This window comes from Paenibacillus sp. FSL F4-0236 (genome assembly GCF_038000135.1).
Lineage (GTDB): Bacteria > Bacillota > Bacilli > Paenibacillales > Paenibacillaceae > Paenibacillus_AQ.
This window is the reverse complement of sequence record NZ_JBBOBK010000001.1, coordinates 802894-822791: the sequence shown is the minus strand read 5'-3', so window position 1 is coordinate 822791 and position 19898 is coordinate 802894. Positions and strand designations below refer to the sequence as shown.

At 42.2% G+C, this 19898-nt stretch carries 19 protein-coding genes, 3 tRNA genes and 1 pseudogene; 4 read left to right on the top strand and 19 right to left on the bottom strand.

All coding sequences use genetic code 11. The annotated features are described in order from the left end of the window. Nucleotides 1-216 precede the first annotated feature (216 nt). Nucleotides 217-693 carry a GNAT family N-acetyltransferase gene (locus NSQ29_RS03765; protein WP_341124383.1) on the bottom strand — a complete coding sequence of 159 codons (477 nt, stop codon included), beginning with the start codon at nucleotides 691-693 and terminating at the stop codon, nucleotides 217-219. 76 nt (nucleotides 694-769) lie between these two features. Continuing rightward, entirely contained in the window at nucleotides 770-1033 is a 264-nt protein-coding gene (locus NSQ29_RS03760) for a GNAT family N-acetyltransferase (RefSeq protein WP_341124382.1), read from the bottom strand. A gap of 222 nt (nucleotides 1034-1255) precedes the next feature. Between NSQ29_RS03760 and NSQ29_RS03755 the strand changes: the two genes are divergently transcribed. After that, complete coding sequence (locus NSQ29_RS03755) at nucleotides 1256-1528, top strand: tyrosine-type recombinase/integrase (protein WP_341124381.1); 273 nt, start codon at nucleotides 1256-1258, stop codon at nucleotides 1526-1528. 291 nt (nucleotides 1529-1819) lie between these two features. Here NSQ29_RS03755 and NSQ29_RS03750 read toward each other — a convergent pair. Further along, nucleotides 1820-1885 (bottom strand) — tRNA-Met (locus tag NSQ29_RS03750). A 401-nt stretch (nucleotides 1886-2286) separates the two neighbouring features. Between NSQ29_RS03750 and NSQ29_RS03745 the strand changes: the two genes are divergently transcribed. Beyond that, nucleotides 2287-3069, top strand: coding sequence for a hypothetical protein (locus tag NSQ29_RS03745; protein WP_341059815.1), 783 nt, complete (start codon nucleotides 2287-2289; stop codon nucleotides 3067-3069). Nucleotides 3070-3585: 516 nt separating this feature from the next. On the opposite strand, the pseudogene NSQ29_RS03740 reads toward NSQ29_RS03745, so the two are convergent. From NSQ29_RS03740 to NSQ29_RS03715, 6 genes and pseudogenes are all read right to left on the bottom strand, one after another. Next, nucleotides 3586-3919 (bottom strand): annotated as a pseudogene (locus NSQ29_RS03740) (DNA cytosine methyltransferase); the annotation flags it as partial. Between the two features lie 98 nt (nucleotides 3920-4017). After that, nucleotides 4018-4551: a ParB N-terminal domain-containing protein gene (locus NSQ29_RS03735; protein WP_341059813.1), complete on the bottom strand. Its 534-nt coding sequence runs from the start codon at nucleotides 4549-4551 to the stop codon at nucleotides 4018-4020. A gap of 74 nt (nucleotides 4552-4625) precedes the next feature. Next, on the bottom strand, nucleotides 4626-5477 hold the full coding sequence (locus NSQ29_RS03730) for a hypothetical protein (RefSeq protein ID WP_340972122.1): 852 nt from the start codon (nucleotides 5475-5477) through the stop codon (nucleotides 4626-4628). A gap of 765 nt (nucleotides 5478-6242) precedes the next feature. Beyond that, nucleotides 6243-6488 carry a hypothetical protein gene (locus NSQ29_RS03725; RefSeq protein WP_340972126.1) on the bottom strand — a complete coding sequence of 82 codons (246 nt, stop codon included), beginning with the start codon at nucleotides 6486-6488 and terminating at the stop codon, nucleotides 6243-6245. A 238-nt stretch (nucleotides 6489-6726) separates the two neighbouring features. Further along, entirely contained in the window at nucleotides 6727-7269 is a 543-nt protein-coding gene (locus NSQ29_RS03720; protein WP_341059811.1) for a hypothetical protein, read from the bottom strand. A gap of 263 nt (nucleotides 7270-7532) precedes the next feature. Next, nucleotides 7533-8228, bottom strand: a complete 696-nt coding sequence (locus NSQ29_RS03715; protein WP_340972132.1) for a hypothetical protein — start codon at nucleotides 8226-8228, stop codon at nucleotides 7533-7535. Nucleotides 8229-8661: 433 nt separating this feature from the next. Here NSQ29_RS03715 and NSQ29_RS03710 point away from each other — a divergent pair, with 433 nt between their 5' ends. Continuing rightward, nucleotides 8662-9045 (top strand): hypothetical protein, encoded by a 384-nt coding sequence (locus NSQ29_RS03710; RefSeq protein WP_340972134.1) that lies wholly within the window; start codon nucleotides 8662-8664, stop codon nucleotides 9043-9045. A 96-nt stretch (nucleotides 9046-9141) separates the two neighbouring features. Here the strand turns inward: NSQ29_RS03710 and NSQ29_RS03705 are convergent, their stop codons facing one another. Next, nucleotides 9142-9546 (bottom strand): HNH endonuclease signature motif containing protein, encoded by a 405-nt coding sequence (locus tag NSQ29_RS03705; protein WP_341124380.1) that lies wholly within the window; start codon nucleotides 9544-9546, stop codon nucleotides 9142-9144. A gap of 246 nt (nucleotides 9547-9792) precedes the next feature. Here NSQ29_RS03705 and NSQ29_RS03700 point away from each other — a divergent pair, with 246 nt between their 5' ends. Beyond that, entirely contained in the window at nucleotides 9793-9969 is a 177-nt protein-coding gene (locus tag NSQ29_RS03700) for a hypothetical protein (protein ID WP_341124379.1), read from the top strand. A 119-nt stretch (nucleotides 9970-10088) separates the two neighbouring features. On the opposite strand, the gene NSQ29_RS03695 is transcribed toward NSQ29_RS03700, so the two are convergent. From NSQ29_RS03695 to NSQ29_RS03655, 9 genes are all read right to left on the bottom strand, one after another. Continuing rightward, nucleotides 10089-10162: transfer RNA gene (locus NSQ29_RS03695), tRNA-Ile, on the bottom strand. Between the two features lie 44 nt (nucleotides 10163-10206). Next, nucleotides 10207-10283 (bottom strand) — tRNA-Met (locus tag NSQ29_RS03690). Nucleotides 10284-10365: 82 nt separating this feature from the next. Next, nucleotides 10366-10530: a hypothetical protein gene (locus tag NSQ29_RS03685; RefSeq protein WP_019909365.1), complete on the bottom strand. Its 165-nt coding sequence runs from the start codon at nucleotides 10528-10530 to the stop codon at nucleotides 10366-10368. Nucleotides 10531-10642: 112 nt separating this feature from the next. Beyond that, nucleotides 10643-12130: an ABC transporter substrate-binding protein gene (locus tag NSQ29_RS03680; protein ID WP_339797913.1), complete on the bottom strand. Its 1488-nt coding sequence runs from the start codon at nucleotides 12128-12130 to the stop codon at nucleotides 10643-10645. A gap of 396 nt (nucleotides 12131-12526) precedes the next feature. Further along, nucleotides 12527-13165 carry an orotate phosphoribosyltransferase gene (gene pyrE / locus NSQ29_RS03675; protein ID WP_341124378.1) on the bottom strand — a complete coding sequence of 213 codons (639 nt, stop codon included), beginning with the start codon at nucleotides 13163-13165 and terminating at the stop codon, nucleotides 12527-12529. After that, a complete protein-coding gene (gene pyrF / locus NSQ29_RS03670; RefSeq protein ID WP_341052318.1) occupies nucleotides 13162-13908 on the bottom strand; it encodes an orotidine-5'-phosphate decarboxylase in 747 nt (248 codons plus the stop codon). The genes pyrE and pyrF overlap by 4 nt, the downstream gene beginning before the upstream one ends. 110 nt (nucleotides 13909-14018) lie before the next feature. Further along, complete coding sequence (carB, locus tag NSQ29_RS03665; RefSeq protein ID WP_339243103.1) at nucleotides 14019-17246, bottom strand: carbamoyl-phosphate synthase large subunit; 3228 nt, start codon at nucleotides 17244-17246, stop codon at nucleotides 14019-14021. A gap of 1 nt (nucleotide 17247) precedes the next feature. Next, nucleotides 17248-18426: a glutamine-hydrolyzing carbamoyl-phosphate synthase small subunit gene (carA, locus tag NSQ29_RS03660; RefSeq protein ID WP_341124377.1), complete on the bottom strand. Its 1179-nt coding sequence runs from the start codon at nucleotides 18424-18426 to the stop codon at nucleotides 17248-17250. Between the two features lie 118 nt (nucleotides 18427-18544). Next, nucleotides 18545-19828, bottom strand: coding sequence for a dihydroorotase (locus tag NSQ29_RS03655; protein ID WP_042190810.1), 1284 nt, complete (start codon nucleotides 19826-19828; stop codon nucleotides 18545-18547). Between the last annotated feature and the right edge of the window lie 70 nt (nucleotides 19829-19898).

The following is a 19898-nucleotide window of genomic DNA, read 5'->3' as shown; positions in this document are numbered from 1 at the left end:
TTTTGTCAACCAGCAACCCCCATTAATATAAGAACCTCGCCAATGCCGGCGAGGTTCTTCCAAATTGCAATGCCATTACTCCCAAACCCTAGAACCTTAATATAAATTATTTGGAACATTATGTATATATGACTAGTAAGAAAAAGTCCTAGACTACTGTTGGTTTTTGGACTCACGTTTCCCGTTAGCGTAAGCCCTTGCTAGTCCTGAATATCATTAACTAAAGAATACTTGTGTTCTTCTTCCTACTTCAATTCGTTCAGTAAATTTTCCTCCTGTATATTCTTCTATTGCCTTTTTCCAAAAGAGTTGAGCGGGCTTGTTGTTATCTATTTGGTAAACTTCCCATTTTCCCTGGTGCATATCAAATATATCTTTAGCAACCAATCTCCCTAATCCCAGCCTACGATACTTCTTCGCAATAAAAAATTCAGCAATAGAAAAATATGCGTCATCTTCTTCCCGATTTTTTAATTTGACTAAGACAAATCCAACAAATTTCCCATTGAGACTGATTAAATATGGATAATTGGGGTCTTTAGACCAATATTCATCAATTGGATAATTACCATATTTACCGTTTGCCTCAAACTGCAACTCCATAAATTCTGAGAAATCATAAATATAGAATTGTAACAGGTTGCTGAGTATTTCTTTATGTTCCAAGGTTGCTATTTTGATTTCATAGTCCATGTTTGATACCATCCCTCTGTAGATTCAACTATCGTTTCCCATTAGTTAAGTCCCAAACAAACCATGTTGCGATAAATTACTTTATAGTGTCGTGCTCATAGATTTTGGTGGGTCGTCCCCATTCGAAATTATCCAAACCGATTTCTCTGAATCCATATTTCTCATAGTAACGAATATGGTCAGTCGTTATATAAACCTTCGTATATCCCAATTGCCCCACCATTTTTCTGGCATGCTCCAACAATACTGAACCTAAACCTTGCCCTCGCTCATTCTCGTCAATGAATAAAGGAGCAATCCATGGCGATAAATCTTTTCGAATTATATTTTTCTTTAACATATTCAGCAATCTCTATATGACGCTCTGGACACTCTATTATAGATTTAATAGCTTGCATTAAGTCACTCCTTCATAAATACGGTTCTTGATGAGTATCACCTTCAAAAAAAGGTGCTTTCAGATTACACCTTAAGTTAACTGCGGGAAACGGAAAGTTTATTTTAAGTTAAACTTTACTGCCTGTTAGCTTGATGAGGCGCCCGCCAGTCTATTGTGTTTTCATTGGCAATTTATACTGGAATGAGACGTGGTGAGATCCTTGGACTTCGCTGGGGTGATATCGACTTCGAAAAGAAAGAACTCAAGGTGATTCAGACGGCCAACTGGACACGTGATGGTTTAGTCATTCAACGCCCGAAGACGAATGATTCCATACGACGGGTAAAACTTTTTCAGAATATTATTGATGACCTTAAGAACGCTACAAACAAATCGAGGATTATAAAAAAAGAATATGGGAAATTATTCGGGGAAAATCACTTAGTATGTTGCTAGCTGGTGGAGGCTATATAGATCCAAGGTAGCTCAACGGCTGGGTATGACTCTAGCGATGTTAAACTAACTTTATTCCCATCTACTCCCCGATATGCAAAGAGATGCTGCAGACCTGATAGATACGAAGATGAAAATGAGCAAGAAACCAGAGGATCAAACAACGCCGTGACCAAAATGTGACCATTTCCAATTTTATCGCTTTTCCAACTCTTCTACTTCTACTTCTACTTCTACTTACAAGGGAACCTATGGACAGCAAAAAACCCTTACAAATTAAGGGTTTTCTCTAAGTGGGCCCTGAGGGACTCGAACCCCCGACCAATCGGTTATGAGCCGACCGCTCTAACCAACTGAGCTTGGGGAAAGGTTAAAATGAGCTTAACTGCGTTTCTATTTCTTCTATAGAAAAAATTACCTATAACTGAGACACCATCGTCGATCTTAATCCAATCATAGCCATATTCCATTTGCAGCTTGATCCCCGGATCTTAACTATACTTACTACTTTATCATAGATTCCAAAACAAATAATAAACGTCGCTAAGTTAATATTAGCAAAACACTAAAGTGCTTAACTACATTTCAGAATTCTATTATAATCACTACTGCAAAAAGCTCTATTTTCACTAGATTTCAGAAAAATTCCTATATATTCTATTATTTACACGATAAAATATTTTTCTAATAAATTTGCTATATTCTCCTAAAATATGTATAGTTAATTTGTTCCAAAAATAAAATATTAGGAGGATTTAATTATGTTTAGGTTTTTTTACCGTATTTTGCCACTTGCTCTAGTCGTATTTTTATTAAGTGTCAGTATTCCAGTTTCAGCTGCAGAAGCACAGACAAGCGTTGATTCGGGAACAAAAGTATTCACTTCTGATTACAAGGATTATGATGGGAATATTGTGGGCACAGAGACTAAAAAAATCACAATAGATACCCCTGTATATGACTCCGAAGGTACAAAAAGTATTACTATTTCAGAAACTGTTTCCTATAATTTTGACAATGATTTTGAATTTAAAGATAAAATAAAAGGTGAAACCATCGTAACTGTTTTCTCTGTAGATAAAGATGGTAACAACTATGTTAACAACGAATTAGTGGTACAAGAACCTTATGAGCAACCCCAAATTTCTACAAGGGACTCAGGCGGGCATTGGAAGTATACATATTACAATGGTGATAACCCATCAACTCAAGTCTACATGTATACTGGCTCAGGCGTTTCTTTTGATATGAGAGACGTCAAAAACGCATATAAAGAGGTATACTTAATGAAGAATACTACTAACAATCCTAAGATTTCAGATTTCAAAATGTATGCCACACAAGTTTCAAATTCTTATGATAGTTATAATAATTACGGGGGAATGTATGCCTTAGAAATTCTTGGGGTAGTTGGAGCTATACCTTTTGCAAATGCAATAGCCGCAATAGCTGCTGGGGGTGTTGTGGTATGGACTGCCTACCAAGGATATAGCGCTTGGAGTTCTATGAATCAAGCCATGGCAAATGCCTATTCCCTTCTTTAGATTTTAAAAAAAACTGTATTTTCAATGCAGTTAGAGTGCCGAAAAAGTCCGTAGGACTTTTCGGCACTTCGATTTTTATATGGGTAGATTCATCTTTCAAAACAAAAATTGATTTAAAACGATCTAAGGATCTTAGTTTTTAGAATAACAAGATGAATTTAACCCCCCTGCGTAAAACCAGGTTTTCTCGACAACCTGACTATTTTAATGTATATTTTTTCGAAATTTTATATAATTAATGTAATCACACGAGCGAGAGGTAAATGTATGAAAAAAACCAATAAATTATTTGTATATTTATGTTGGTTCGCTGCTCTAGGAATCAATATAAAAATTTTAATAAGGTCACTTTCGAATAATGAGCCTATATTTATTAATGTAGTAGGTGTGATTTTATTAATAGTTGTTATTTCAACCTTACATTTTAATATTAAGACTAAGAAAAAATAAGTGTTTGCTACCTTCTGATCTTTAAGCAGAATCGTGTTGAAATTGCTCATTTTTCCTTCTTCTCTTTAACCTAGGTCGGAGTTTCTCTGCAACATCCAAAAAATCAAAGAAAAGATCATCCAGTCGCTGCACTGCCTGTCCCTCGCGGAAAGCATGCACCCCACCCCACTTGTCCTCTCGATCTCCTGCCATGGAAAACACACTACATGGCGGCGAACCATCCAGAATGTCCAGGTCAAATAATTCCGGCGGCAGCTCTGAATCTGACACCTCCTTAAAAGTCCTGAATAGGCATATGGTACGGATAACGGGGATTATGATTCTGCCGATAGATCCGCATCATTTGCGGGTCGATTTCTACATTACCCAGCACCGTGTATCCAGCCAACTTATATCCCATCGTTGAGCCACCACCGCAGCTGAAGCAAGAGAACACGGTATGTCCATGCTTCGGCACGCTGGCAAGATCTGATAACCGCCAATCCCATGCTGGGCGACTCATGATACATCCTCTTTATCAAAGACGAATCCGCAACGAGGACACTTGCAGTCAAAGCGTGACTCATCGAATTCACTGACATCTAACTCACGGTTCTGAAAGTCTCCAAGCTGATCGGCAGCCGGCTCTGTGAAATCAGCAATTAATCTTTCGGCTTCTCCCGCATCAAAACCGGACAGCGCCAGATCAGCCCCACCCTCTTGCAGCTCACCTAGTAATTGCGCCAGCGCCTCGTCATCCCAGCGACCAGACACTTTATTCAGTGCCAGATTCAGTAGCCGTTCACGCTCAGGATCCAGATTGACCACGGATACGGGCAACTCTGTGAGACCCTGTTCACTGACAAGCACCTTATACCGCTGATGGCCGCCGACCATGTTGCCGGTCTGTTCGTTCCAAACGATCGGGTCTACATACCCGAATTCGTCTAGGCTGCGTCGAAGCTTTTCATACTCTGAGTCGCCTGGCTTAAGGTCCCGGGGGTTATAGACAGCTGCATTGAGCTGCTCGATCGGAATAATTCTGATGTCCATAGAAACCTCCAATTAAATAAAAACAAATTAAAAAACAGCACCCAAATTAGGGTACTGTCACACGATTATCCTTATTAAAAAAGGTCAGGCAATACTTCTTGTATTTTTTTGAATACTGTTAAATATTCAGAGAAAAACATTTCAAAAAACATTTGTACAAGCTGGTCCTTCTCTGATTCAATTTTATTTTGTATTACGTCTGAAATTCTTTCTTTATTAAAATTAAACTTAGCAGAAACACTTGGAGCAGTTAGTTGGGATATTGATTGTGAAATTTCCGAATTAATTGAAGCAATAGCAAATTCAGAGGTAGATTTATCTTTGTCTTCTGGTAATAAAAAGTAAATGTTTAGCTGCACTAATAAAGTAGCTTTATCTAAGTTGAGTTCCAGATCCGGAATAGCACTAATTGAAAGTTGACTCTCAATTGGTGCTAATTTTTCTTTTAAATATTCTTCACCGAGTTCTTCCGCTCTGTTAAGCACTTCAGCTTTTAGCTTATCTAAATCAGTTAAGTCTCGTAACTCCTGAAGCTTTGCTACTAATTGTTTTCCTTGTTCATTAAGGCCTTCCAGATTTTGATTAATATTTGATAGTGCACTATTTACTTGGTTTTTAATCAAGGCCTCTGTTCTTTCCCTTAATTCTTTTGCAGCAGCTTCAAGTTGAGCTGCTGCCTGAGCTTTCGCTGCTTCTTCAGCTTCACGTGCTTTCTTTTCCAATTCCTCGGCTATTCGTTTTGCTTCAAGTTCTGCTCTTTCCTCCGCTTCTCTTATAGCTCTACGTGCTTCTCTCTCAGCTATTCGAGCGGCTCTTGCAGCAGCTCTTGAAGCAGCTTTTGCAGCAGCATCATTTGTACTTTGCACGAGGTTTTTCGCTGCATGTGTAACAACATCGGTAGATATCTTTAAACTTCGAAATCCCATTATCAAATTACCTCCATATCGTAATGGAATTATCGTTTCCTAATATCCTTTTTTAATTCTTTTTACAATTATTTGTGTTGAGTTGGTTTTCCATCTAGGGATTGGCGCAAACTCAGTCGGAGACGAAGAGAACCTGCTCATCATGCTTTTTTCTGAGCTTCACCACACAAACACACGTTCTTGATATAAAGCCTGAGAATGGCTCACAGAAGGTCAATTCTAAGCATGAAAAAGCACCCAACTCTACATTAGGTGCTACTCTTAATTATTATCGGATTCCAAAAGCTGAATTTAAATTATCGAGAGTGTATCCATAATCCACGAAATCCGGTCTTTTGAGATGAAGTTCTGCTATTCTTACAATCATAGTTATCCCGAAAGAATTTAAAGCAGTTGGATTTTGTTGTACAACTCTCATTACTTCTCCAAGGTCAGAAAAATCAGCAGTTCCATTCTTCAGCTTACTTTGAACGATGTAAATACTCCTCTGATCATCTTCCCTAAAAGTTCAATAGGCTTTTTTGCTTGCATCATCACTGCATCTCCTTTCGACATCATATTTCGACGCTCAGGGAGTTTTTCCCTTCTGGCATTTCACCCTAGAACAAAACTGTGCAGTTCCTTCCCAGCGCCCCCATATGCAACCCTTACACTTAGTTGGCTGCCGAGGCGGATCTTTTAAACGCCGCTGCTGTTGCTTCTTCAAATTAATTACCCCCAATAGAAAAAAAGCCGCCCAGTAATGAGCGACTTCACGAATATGTATTATTGTGTGCTAACTTGCTGTATTTTTGCGCCAAAATCATCTATTCCATATTGGAAGAAGAGATAAAGCCCTACTAGACCAACAATCCCAACTAAAAACTTATGCGCTTCACCTTTTACTCTCAAAATCCGTAAGAGTATCGCAGTTACCAGCATAGGAAAAACCAAATACAAACCTAATCCTTCAGCTATTGCCCAAGCCATCGCATTAAAAGTTTTTCCCACTGAATCTCCAAAATTGATCATATAACACCTCCTGCCACTGAATTTCGACAGAAGGAATAAAATTCCTGCAATACAAAATAAAAGCATGGCGTCCGCTCCGGTCCGTAGCAAATGCGCTGTGCTCTTTGCTTAAAATCTTTATCTCCATTGTTACAAAGGAGAACAAGACCATTTTAATATTAGATATAATTTAGAGTCAAGTAGAAAAGATCAAAGAAATGTCTTAACTATGGTTGTATCTAAAACTCTTAATCTCTCGCTATTCGAAGAAGGGGAAATATAAAACCCCTCTTGCCTCCCATTTATCAATTTGCTTCTCAGAGAATCCAATATTTATTGTAGTTTCAGATGTTGGAGTTCTTGGTTTTTTATTTACGATCTCATCTACTAATACTTGGTGTGGAATTTGAACGAAATAGGATATATCCTTCCAATATTCGCTTTTCCCCTCGCTTATTAGCCGTCTGTAAGTTCGTGGTATTAGTAAAAAAGCCTTATCAACTCTAATTAAATTTTCTTTAAACTTGTTGTACTCTGTTTTTTTGATTGTGACCTGTTCTAGAGGGTTTTTAATATCCTTATGATCACGGGGAATTATCCAAAAACCATATGAAATATCACCAATAAGGCCCGTAACCAATGATCCAGTGCTATTTACTTCTTTTGCTTTTTGGGACTTCAACCACTCTATGGCCCATTTAATTCCTAGCTTTGTATTTGGTAGTATTTCGTTTAAAGTTATATTTTGGACAGTTATTTTCTTCGCCTTCTTTCTGGAATATTGTTGAAATAATCCTAACAAGAGTGCGCTGTAATCACAAACTGTCAGAAAACTTGCTGTTTTCGAAAAGAGACACTCTGATAGTGCATTCCTTTCTATTTCTATGTTTTACCCACTATTTTGAGAAAATCAAAAATACAAAAAGCGAGAGGAGGTACGCCCCGGTTACTGCTACATTTCTGTAGCCGTGCGTGTCACTCTCGCCTAATTTTCACAATACAAATATATCATGATCAAAGCCAAATGAACGGTCAATGTGCGGTCAAATAACGGTCAAAAAGCGGCTATTTTTTATATTTCATATCAAGACGTTCTTGTCTCAGTTTTACAATTCTAAGTTTCTCTTTTGCCGTCTCAGCTTCGATTTCTTTATTACGTGCATCATCTTCTCTTTTTAATTCCTTTACAATATGAAGTATTTCCTTTTTCTCCTCTATAGCTTCATTAATGATGTTATTCATAGCAAAAATTTTTTTTGCCATGAAATTGAAATACATTAAACATATTAAAATAAATATAATAAAAACAAGATACATTACAGCGGTTAAAAAGTAAGTATCAGCAGTTCTTTCACGCTTAATCTTTGCCGCTTCATCATAAGCGTTGGCGATTTGTTTATTTTTTAGATTAGGAACATTAGCTTCTTTGATTTGTTCTATAGTCATATCTCTAGCAGCATCGGTTATAGAGTTATCAATGTTGTCGTAACTCTGATTAGTATTAGTAATTACTCCTGCAACCATTGTAAAAACAAGACCCAAAACCGTGAATAAGATTGTTAAAGTTTTAATCCACTCACTTAACGAACTGGCATCGGATTTCAGTACTCTAAGCTCACTAACTTCCTTATCCAGCAAATTTTTCTTGGCTGCTTCTAACCCCTTTATTGTTATTCCTTTCCATGAAATCATCTTTATTCCAAATTCCTCTTTAAAGTAGCTTTCAATGTTTTTGTACTTCTTGATCGTTGAGTTTGTCATCTTATTTCTCCTCAGTACTTATTTCCCTATATTACTATATATCGGAAATCAACTAATGAAAATAAGGACCACTTATGACGATTCGTTAATGCTCTGATTGTCATAACTCCCTCCTCCTCCCTTATTTATCAAGAACTTATCCCAGCAGGTATTACATAATGGTGGTTCAATAGGCAAGCCCCTGCATCCGCACTCCCGTCCATCGCAACAGTATTCAGGCTCATATTCGATGGGTTTTCCGCATTCCATACACTTATCTGCACTGTATATCTGTCTTCTCCTCTTCCCTTTTTCTCAGGGTCACCCGGACCTCGCCAAAAGCTCTCTACTTCAACCTAGGTTGCGTTTTGATATTTTTCTTTTCCGTTTTAACCACTCTTTTTTTCATATCCAAACATATTATTTTATATAACTAAAAGAAGGAGGAACAAAAATGCTTAGTGTTATCAACTTTAATAGTTCTCTGCTTACGAATTTGGACGACACTGGAATCTCTCTTACTACCGTACCGGGGTTATTACTCGAATTTGGTATATTCGTAGCAACACCAATAAACGTTCTAAACATTCTTTCGTGTATTGGTTCCGATCCACCCACTAATTCAGTTGTTGCAACTTTTGAAGTCTACCTTGATGGTGTGCTTACGGGACAAACGATGATTGAGGCCGTGAACGAATCCCAACAGATTACTTTTTCAACGATAGTGTCGAATGTAACTCCAGGCCACCATGTTATCCAAGTATTCGGTTACGCGGATACAGCTAATGAATTTATTGTAGGTGGTCCTATTAACGCTACTGCAACAGTTTATGGGTAATGGTTTGATCGGCCTCATTCATCTTCATGAGGCTGACTTTCATGCCCCTCCCAATTCCAGTCTTACTGCAGGTGCATTTCAATAAGTTCAGCACCTTTACCCAGCCAAAATAATACCGGTCCTCGTGAGCTCAGCATCCTTTTGAATAAACCCTCTGTTATTCATGATGGCCAGCTGTCCGCGGGTAACCAGAATCAAATTATCCGAATCGAAATTTCGCCTGTCCCCATCCCCGAATATGACAGCATGTCCCCTCGGAACAGCGTGCCCGCATTGCTGCTCCCAAATTAGTAGGTGCTTCCCGCGCCACATATTCGGATCAGCAATCTTTATATCTACATAATCATCCCCGTTAACCCTCTCAGAGCCTACAGGAACATAATTGTGCGGCTTATGGCCCTTCTTGAATTGAGTATCCTCGCCACCGGTCCATAACTTCTTCTTTCCCTTATTGGGTGGAACGCTACCTAGTTTGATCCTGGCATCGATTCCGCTCTTCAACCCGTTATTTTTGATAAAGGCTCGCATTTGCGAAGGCTGGATCTACACTTCGAACTTCTCATTAAACATTGAAGTCAATTCCAGAACATATCGTCCATGAATGTTGGTGCTGATAAATTCCTTGTGCTCCAAACTGTATCGAAACATCAATCATCCCTCCAGCATCTTAGGGATAACCATATTAGCATTCATCTTGTCGTCAGTCAGCTTGATGGCATCCAACACCAGAGATCCGTTTGCAATGATTTGGGAAGCAACGCTTGTTACTGCCTTCGCTCTGCTGAACCACTGGGTATGACTCCAGCGATGTTCAACGAACGATACTCACACCTACTCCCAATCATGCAGGAAGAGGCCGTTGACAAAATTGAAGCAGGACTGAATAAATACGCTGAAAAACAGCTCGAAACTGCAGAAAAATAATTCACGTTAGCAAATCCGTTAGCAAACTTATACTCCCAGCCTTTCCCCATCCTATTTTCTTTATATCATTAACCCTATGGACAGCAAAAAACCCTTACAAAGTAAGGGTTTTTGATAAGTGGGCCCTGAGGGACTCGAACCCCCGACCAATCGGTTATGAGCCGACCGCTCTAACCAACTGAGCTAAGGGCCCGGATCTAAAAATATCCGAATGTAGAATTGCTGTTGTAAATAAATTGGTTGCGGGGGCAGGATTTGAACCTGCGGCCTTCGGGTTATGAGCCCGACGAGCTACCGGGCTGCTCCACCCCGCGTCAGAAAAAATATTCAAACAGCGACAATAAATAATATACAGTACAAATCGGGTCTACGTCAAGGAAGAATTTATAAAAGTTCTCAAGGCAGAAATCTAACCCCGTACCTTCCCTTACGGGATCGATAAATTTCTACAAAACGCGGGTCATGATAACCGTAAATCCAGCCATCTTGCTCCAATCTTTTAGCCAAACAACCTGCTTGAAATCTGGTCCTGAACAGTTTCGCGAAGTATATCCAATTCATGATGCCCTCTTCTCCTTTTCGCAAATTTATGATACACCGCTCTGAACTTATCATGCCCAAGTTCCACAAAATAAGCCACCAGAAAACTGGTGGCTTAGGACATATTCCAGAGTCATTCACCGATCGAGTCAAAATAGACCGTGGGATCTTTTTCAAGTGTATCCAGCATGGTATTCCCTTGCTTCTCCCAAGCTTTGAGTGCATTCTCGACGGTTTTCTTCCCCTGATAAACATCAATGAATAATTGACGTCCAACATCACTAATCCGGCTAATCCCAGGCTTCTGCATCTGTAAACTGATCAATAAAGGATCCGTTGCAGGTAAAGGCTTAAGCGTATAAAAAGCTTCCAAATTTACAGAAGGGGTCTGAGCGGTAATATAATCCTTACGGGAAGTCAGTTCACTCTTGTTATGGGCTTTGATTTTCGCAACCTCATTACTGTTGACGAACTTAATCAAATCCCAGGCATCTTCCTTATTAGTAGCCGTAGAACTAATAGCCATCATATTACCAAGCCATGTTCCAATGGCAACATCCGGTTTTTCCTGAAAGGTAGGTACAGTAACCACACCCCATTTGATGGGACTGTAATTTTTGATCTTAGCAGCATTACGGGCCACTCCCGCCAGTTCATTGAGATAACCATATTCTCCAACGACCATTGCTGCTTTACCTGTGAGGAACAGATCGCCTTGGATTGGACTGTAGGCATTCCCTTCTGTTCCTGCAAAATCCAACCCATTTAGCTCAGGTACAATTTGTTTCTTAACCAACTGGCTGTAAGTAGTCCAAGCCTGATTCCACTGTGTGGTATTTACAGTCATGTGCTGACCCTTATTATCGTACATCGTAAGTTCTAGCGGTGCGACATAGCTCTGCATATCCCAGAATGGATCACTTAAGTAACGGTTCATCGAGAACCCGTATATCCGAGTTTCTTTATTAGATGACTTCTTCGTCACCTTATCTGCTAGCGTAAACAGTTCATTCCAAGTCATCTTGTCCGTTGGATAGCCCACACCAGCAGCATCAAAGATTCCCTTGTTATAAAAAAGCGCACTAGACGAGAAGATCGGCGCCAACGCAAAAAGACTTCCTCTACCCAGCTCACGAACTCCATTCAGCATTGTAGGCGCCATATTGCTTAAATCATACTGATCACGCGCTATAAGCGGCTCCAGCGATTGGACAAGATTATGATCCACCAAACTCTTCACTAATGCGCTATCACCGACGATCACATCAACAGGCTTATCCCCGCCCATAATCGCCCGGATATTTTCCAAATTGTCAGAGCTTGCGTCTGAGGAGGTGTTATTGTACCGAAGGTCATTCGTATCTATAGCCGGAATAATCTCCAATTTGATTTCTGGATGCTGCAATTCATACATATCTGTAAACTGCTGACGAAAAAACGAATCGTCCTCCCCAGACCATAGACTCCCAATACGCAATACACGTTGCTCCACTGAAGCCTTAGAAGGCTCAGCCCAAGCCGTATTCCACCCATCAGAGATTAGTGGTAGTATCAGCGCAGCGCATACCCCAAGGCTTAACCAGCGGCGCCACAGCCGTTTATTGTTGTTTATATGATTCATTATTATATCCTCCCATAAAATACTTGATTCTTCTACATCTTATGGATAAATAATCCATAATCCTAGTAACAGTATAAAGCTTTAATCAAGAAGGGAAGTTACAGGACGTTTAAAGTTATACTACGATTTCTTCATATTATTCTCATAAAAATGTTACTAGGAGCTTTTGCAGATACACGATCTCCACTACTAGAAGGTTTCGGCAGATACTAGGCTGATTATAATTGCACAAAGTGCAACTACAGTGCCAATTCCTCTAAGAAAAGTTAGTTTAAGTGTACAAAATACAACTATTCGTGTCTTGGATGACAGTTGAGTATGTTGTGTCTGTTAAAAAATAAAAGCCCCTCACTGAAAAGTGAGAGGCTCGCCTAAACTATACTCATTTATTTAAGCTTAAACACCAAATGATGAAGGATCTTTTCTCCAAGATTTCAGTACTTCTACGTCCGTCGATTCAATTTTACCTTGTGCAAGAGCCACATCAATCAATATGCTGTAGTTGGACAAGCTTTGTAATGGCATTTCAGCTGCAGCAAAAGCATCCACTGCACGGTGCAGCTCATAGCTGAAGATTGCGAGTACAGCCAGCACTTCTGCGCCAGCTTCTTGCACGGCCTGGGCCGCTTTGATGGAACTTCCACCTGTGGAGATCAGATCTTCAATAACAACAACCTTTTGTCCCGGCTTAATCAGACCTTCGATCTGATTCTGCTTGCCGTGGCCTTTAGCTTTATCACGGATATAAGCCATAGGCAGATTGAGCTTATCTGCTACCCAAGCTGCGTGTGGAATACCCGCGGTTGCTGTACCTGCGATCACTTCAGCGTCCGGATACTCGCTCTTAATAAGCTGGGCGAAGGCATCTGCAATATAGTTACGAACTTCTGGGTAAGCCATAGTCAGACGATTGTCGCAATAGATCGGCGATTTGATACCAGAGGTCCATGTAAAAGGCTCCTGTGGACGCAGCGCTACTGCTCCAATCTCCAGCAAATAACTTGCTACTTGTTCACTTCTATTTAATGAGCTCATGCTAGGGTCATCTCCTCAATAATGTTTAGTGCTGCTTGACGTGGATCTGGTGAAGCTGTAATCGGCCGTCCTACAACAAGGTAGTGACTACCCTGACGAATGGCTTTTCCAGGCGTCATAACCCGGGACTGATCGTCCAAGGAAGCACCTGCTGGCCGGATACCCGGTGTAACCGTGCAAAATGCTGGGCCGCAAGCTTCTGCGATAGCTGCGGACTCTTGTGGCGATGCTACTACGCCATCTAGACCCGCATCGGCAGCCAGCTTGGCGTATCTTACCACAGTATCCGCTACCTCTCCAGCGATCCCAATTTCGTTATTCATCACTTCTTGACTCGTACTGGTTAGCTGGGTAACTGCAATAATCAAAGGCATCTTAAGGGCAGCATTAGCACTAACTGCTGAAGCCGCTCCTTCGCGTGCTGCAGCCATCATGGCTGAGCCTCCTGCCGCGTGTACGTTAAACATATCAGCGCCAAGATTCGTAAGACTTTGAGCGCCACCTTTTACCGTGTTAGGGATATCATGCATTTTCACGTCAACGAACACAGAATAGCCACGAGATTTCAGCTCTTGAATAAATTCTGGTCCTGCCGCATAGAACAGCTGCATGCCTACCTTCATATAGCAAGGAATTCCTTCCAGCTTATCGATCAAGGCTCTTGCTCCAGTCACATCAGGATAATCCAAAGCGATCATCAGACGGTTCGCCATCGCTTTCCACTCTACTTCTCCTACTCCCATAACCATGCTCCTATCCAGTGCAGACTACATCCACACCCTTTATTTATTAGACCCTAGGCATAGCGGAACGGTCTGCGTAAACGCAAACCGCCCTATGCATCTTTATGAGATTAGTTCAATTGTCCGACAAAAGCAGGCATGGACTGTGACGAGAAGTTAATCGTCTGCAGCATTCTGAGAAGTGCCGTCACTGTATCCAGTGAAGTCATACATACGACGCCGTTCTCAACCGCTTCACGGCGGATTCGGAATCCGTCACGTTCTGGCGTTTTACCTTTAGTCAGTGTATTAAAGACGAAGTTAGCTTGCCCACCACGAATCAAGTCGAGAATGTTTGGCGCACCTTCATCCAGCTTATTTACATTCATTACGTTGAGGCCTGCTTCTTCAAGCGCTTGTGCCGTGCCTCCAGTAGCAATGATTTTGTAACCCATGGAGTGGAAGCCTTTCATAAGTTCTACAGCTTCTGCTTTATCTTTATCTGCCACCGTAACGATGATAGCGCCAGTAGCTGGAATTTTCATCCCTGCTCCGATCAGACCTTTGTATAAAGCTTTTGCATACAACTTATCACGGCCCATAACTTCACCGGTCGATTTCATTTCAGGTCCGAGTGTAGGTTCTACTCTGCGTAGTTTCGCAAAAGAGAACACTGGTACTTTAACCGATACATAATCGCTTTCCGGCCACAAACCTTCTGTATAACCGTCATCCTTCAGCTTGCTGCCGAGAATGATTTTGGTTGCCAAATGCGCCATTGGAATTCCTGTCACCTTACTCAGGAAAGGAACCGTACGCGAGGAGCGTGGATTTACTTCGATTACGTATACTTCGTTCTGATAGATAACAAACTGGATGTTGACCAGTCCAATCGTCTTCAGTTCCTTAGCGATTTTGATTGTGATTTCGGCGATTTTCTCTTTTAGACCTTCATCCAGATATTGCGGAGGATATACAGCGATAGAGTCACCGGAGTGAACACCTGCGCGTTCGACATGTTCCATGATGCCCGGAATTACTACTGTCTCACCATCACAAATCGCGTCTACCTCAACCTCTTTACCTAACATGTAACGGTCAATCAATACCGGATGCTCCGGATTCACTTTCACCGCTTCTACCATGTAGCTAAGCAGTTCAGTATCGTTATATACGATTTCCATTGCACGTCCGCCTAGTACGTAGGAAGGACGTACCAGCACCGGATACCCAAGGGATTGTGCAGTTTCTACAGCTTGATCCACGTCGGTAACCGTCTTACCTTTCGGTTGAGCGATATCAAGGCGTGCCAGCAAAGCTTCGAATTTCTTACGGTTCTCAGCTTCATCAATGCTATCAAGGCTAGTTCCAAGAATCTTCACACCAGCAGCACTTAGAGGTGCCGCAAGGTTAATCGCTGTTTGACCTCCGAATTGAACAATAACTCCAATCGGATTCTCTTGCGCAATTACGTTCATGACATCTTCGAAGAATAATGGTTCAAAGTACAACCGGTCCGAAGTATTAAAGTCTGTAGATACAGTCTCAGGGTTATTATTGATGATAACCGCTTCATATCCAGCCTTTTGAATGGCCCATACCGCATGAACTGTGGAGTAATCGAACTCAATCCCTTGACCGATCCGGATTGGACCAGATCCCAGCACGATAACCTTTTGCTTATCAGAATGAATGACCTCGTTCTCAGTCTCATAAGTCGAGTAGTAATAAGGTGTAGAAGCTTCGAACTCAGCCGCACAAGTATCTACCATTTTGAACACAGGTGTTAAACCTTGCTCCAAACGTAGCGCGCGCACATCAGCTTCTTTGGTGAATTTCCCATTCGCTTGTCCTTCTGCACGAATCTCAGCAATCGCACGGTCTGTAAAGCCTTTACGTTTCGCTTGGTATAGAGTTTCCGCAGACAAAGTTTCTTCGCCGCGAATAACCTCTTCAAAGTTAATCAAACCTTCAATTTTGGAGAGGAACCACCAGTCCACGTTCGTAATATCCTGGATTTCTTGCAAACCGTAACCACGGCGGAAAGCTTCAGCAATCAGGAACAGACGCTCATCGTCAGGCTTCGCAAGACGTTCACGCAGCACGCTCTCTTCCAGTGTCTCTGCACCTGGCAGACGGAACCGGTGAACACCAATTTCCAAGGAACGGATCGCTTTATGAATCGACTCTTCAAAAGTACGGCCGATCGCCATTACTTCGCCTGTCGCTTTCATTTGCGTACCCAGCTTACGGTTCGCATGAATGAACTTGTCGAACGGCCAGCGTGGAATTTTACTTACAATATAGTCAAGTGTTGGCTCGAAGCATGCATAAGTCTGTCCGGTTACCGGATTGACGATTTCATCCAGCGTGTAACCCATCGCGATTTTGGCAGCCATTTTGGCAATTGGATATCCTGTTGCTTTGGACGCCAAAGCCGAGGAACGGCTGACACGCGGGTTTACTTCGATTACATAATATTGATAACTTTGCGGATCAAGTGCGAATTGTACGTTACACCCACCCTCAATATTCAGGGCGCGGATGATTTTGAGCGAAGCTGTGCGCAGCATTTGGTATTCACGATCCGATAACGTCTGGCTAGGTGCCACAACGATACTGTCACCTGTATGTACGCCTACAGGATCAAAGTTCTCCATGTTGCAGACAACGATACAGTTGTCATTAGCATCACGCATAACCTCGTATTCAACTTCCTTCATGCCCGCAATACTCTTCTCAACCAGACATTGTCCGATCGGGCTGTAACGAATTCCTGCTTTGACAGTTTCACGCAGCTCTTCTTCGTTATCGCAGATCCCGCCGCCTGTGCCGCCAAGCGTATAAGCTGGACGTACAATCAGAGGGAATCCAATTTCCTCAGCGAATTTCATTGCTTCATCTACAGTAGTGATAATGGTGCTGTCCGGTACAGGTTGATCCAATTCACGCATTAGATCACGGAACAAATCGCGATCTTCTGCTTTCTCAATGGAATCAAGCTGTGTACCGAGAAGCTTAACATTCTCTTGCTCAAGCACACCTGCACGAGCCAATTCTACAGCCATATTTAGGCCAGTTTGACCGCCCAGCGTTGGAAGCAATCCATCTGGACGCTCTTGGCGAATAATTGCAGTTACGAATTCAAGCGTAATAGGCTCGATGTACACTTTATCTGCAATATTTGTATCTGTCATAATCGTTGCTGGATTGCTGTTAATCAGTACGACTTCCACGCCTTCTTCTTTAAGGGCTTGGCAAGCCTGAGTTCCTGCGTAGTCAAACTCCGCTGCTTGGCCGATGACGATCGGTCCGGAACCGATCACTAGTATTTTTTTAAGTTTATCGTTCTTTGGCATGTTATAGAGCTCCTTTCACGGCTTCAAGCTGTAAGTTAGTTTTTGGCGCCGTGATTCTGGCGTTTGCCGCAAGTTGTGCCTGACGTGAAACAACAGGTGTCTTTGCTTTATGATCGGCAATCAATTGAAGGAAGCGATCGAACAAGTAGCTGCTGTCATGTGGTCCTGGCGCCGCTTCTGGATGATATTGCACCGAAAATACTGGGTAACGAGTATGTTTAATACCTTCAACAGTCTTATCATTATTATTAATGTGAGTAACTTCTAGTTCAGTGTTCTTCACAGATTCCTCATTCACGGTATAACCATGGTTCTGGGAAGTGATGAAGCAACGTCCGCTTTCCAGTTCCTTCACTGGGTGATTCCCACCGCGGTGACCGAATTTCAGCTTCTCTGTATCCGCTCCACAAGCAAGTGCAAACAACTGATGACCAAGGCAGATGCCGAAGATCGGATATTCACCAAGCAATTCGGAAATCGTCTTGACAGCGTGAGGTACATCTTTCGGGTCCCCAGGGCCGTTGGACAGTAGGATACCATCTGGGTTCAGACGGCGAACTTCTTCCGCTTTTACATCATGTGGCACTACAACAACATCACAACCACGTTCGTTAAGCTCACGTAGGATACCAGCCTTCGCACCGTAATCCACAAGTACAATTCTTTCTTTGTTGCCTGGGCTGCTGTATGAACTTGCAGTTGATGTACGAGCTACCTGATTGCGCAATTCCTCAATCGTAGTATTTCCCATCATTTCCATCAGTTCCTCTACACGTTTGTTAGAGGTGGTCAGGATCGCTTTCATTGTTCCGTAGTGGCGAATAATCCGAGTCAACATCCGAGTATCAATCTCGCTGATCCCTGGAATATCGTATTCTTTCAACAAGTCGTCCACACTATATTCAGCACGCCAGTTACTAGGTACCTCTTCATGACGGCGCACTACAAAGCCGTGTACAAAAGGTCGAACAGATTCAAAGTCATCCCGAGTAATCCCGTAGTTCCCGATCAATGGGTAAGTCATTGTAACGATTTGTCCGCAATATGACGGGTCAGACAGCACCTCTTGATATCCTGTAATTCCTGTATTAAAAACAACCTCGCCTGTCTTCTCGCCCTCAGCGCCAAATGCGGTACCTGTAAATAAAGTTCCGTCTTGCAGCAGCAATCTCGCCTGCATTCCATTCCACTCCTTCTTGTTTCTGTAGTCTAATGCCTATGCCTTACAAGCCTTCCGGAGTGAACGTGTACACAATCGCTGCATCCGTAAAGATCAGCAACTCCGCCCCACCAGTCCGCTAGTTTTTCTCAGTCCATACGGCTTTGCCGTCTACCCATGTCATTACTGGCCAGCCCTTAAGCTTCCAGCCACCGAAAGGAGTATTCCGTCCTTTACTTGCGAAAGATCCTGGGTCTACTTCTTTCTCCTGCTCCAAATCAATCAGTGTCAAATCTGCAGGAGCTCCGATATCCATCACACCGGTGTTCAGTCTGAATACCCGTGCAGGATCAGCAGTCATTCTTTGTACTAGTAAGGATAAATCCCATTTCCCTGTTGCTACAAACGCTGTGTATAGTAGTGGGAAAGCTGTTTCGAATCCAACGATACCAAAAGGTGCAAGTTGCATGCCTTTAGCCTTCTCTTCCTCACTATGCGGCGCATGATCCGTAACAATCATATCTAGTGTGCCGTCAAGCAAACCTTCGATACATGCTTCAACATCGCGGCGGGAGCGAAGCGGCGGGTTCATTTTCCAATTGGCATCAAGGCCTGGAATATCTTCTTCAGAGAGCAGCAAGTGATGCGGACACACTTCAGCAGTTACTTTAATGCCGATTTCTTTCGCTTGGCGAATCAGTCGCACCGATTGTTCAGTACTTACATGGCACACATGGTAATGAACGCCTGTCGCTTCAGCCAGCAAAATATCGCGTCCAACATGGATGGCTTCTGACTCATTTGGAATTCCTTTCAGGCCATGCTTTCTTGCGAACTCACCTTCGGCTACACAGCAGCCTTCAACCAGTGAATTATCCTCGCAGTGAGCAATGACTGGCATATCCAGTGCTGCGGCGATGTTCATAGCATCTTTCATCATTTGAGCACTTTGCACGCCCACGCCGTCATCGGTATAACCAATAGCTCCAGCTTCTTTAAGCGCTGCAAAATCAGTCAGCTCACGTCCGAGCTCATTTTTCGTAATGGCTGCATAAGGAAGGACTTTAACGAGTCCTGCTTCACGCGCTTTGTCTTTGACAAATTGTACGATTTCCGGGGTATCTGTTACTGGACGGGTATTAGGCATACAAGCGATGGTTGTAAATCCGCCTTTGGCAGCCGAACGACTTCCGGTTTCCACTGTTTCCTTGTGTTCAAATCCCGGTTCGCGTAAGTGCACATGCATATCAATGAGTCCTGGAATGAGCAGCTTACCTTCAGCATCAATGATCTCTCCAGCTTCTGGAGCAGCTTCATTTCCATCGATTAAGGCCGAGATAACACCTTCTTCAAGTACAATATGTTTCCGCTCTAACAAGCCTTCCTTAGTCAATACGCTGGCGTTTCTAATAATCACTGTCATGATTCTACCTTTACCCACAGATCCCGACTGCGGGCCCTCTCGTTATTATATAATAAAAATTCATGTTTGT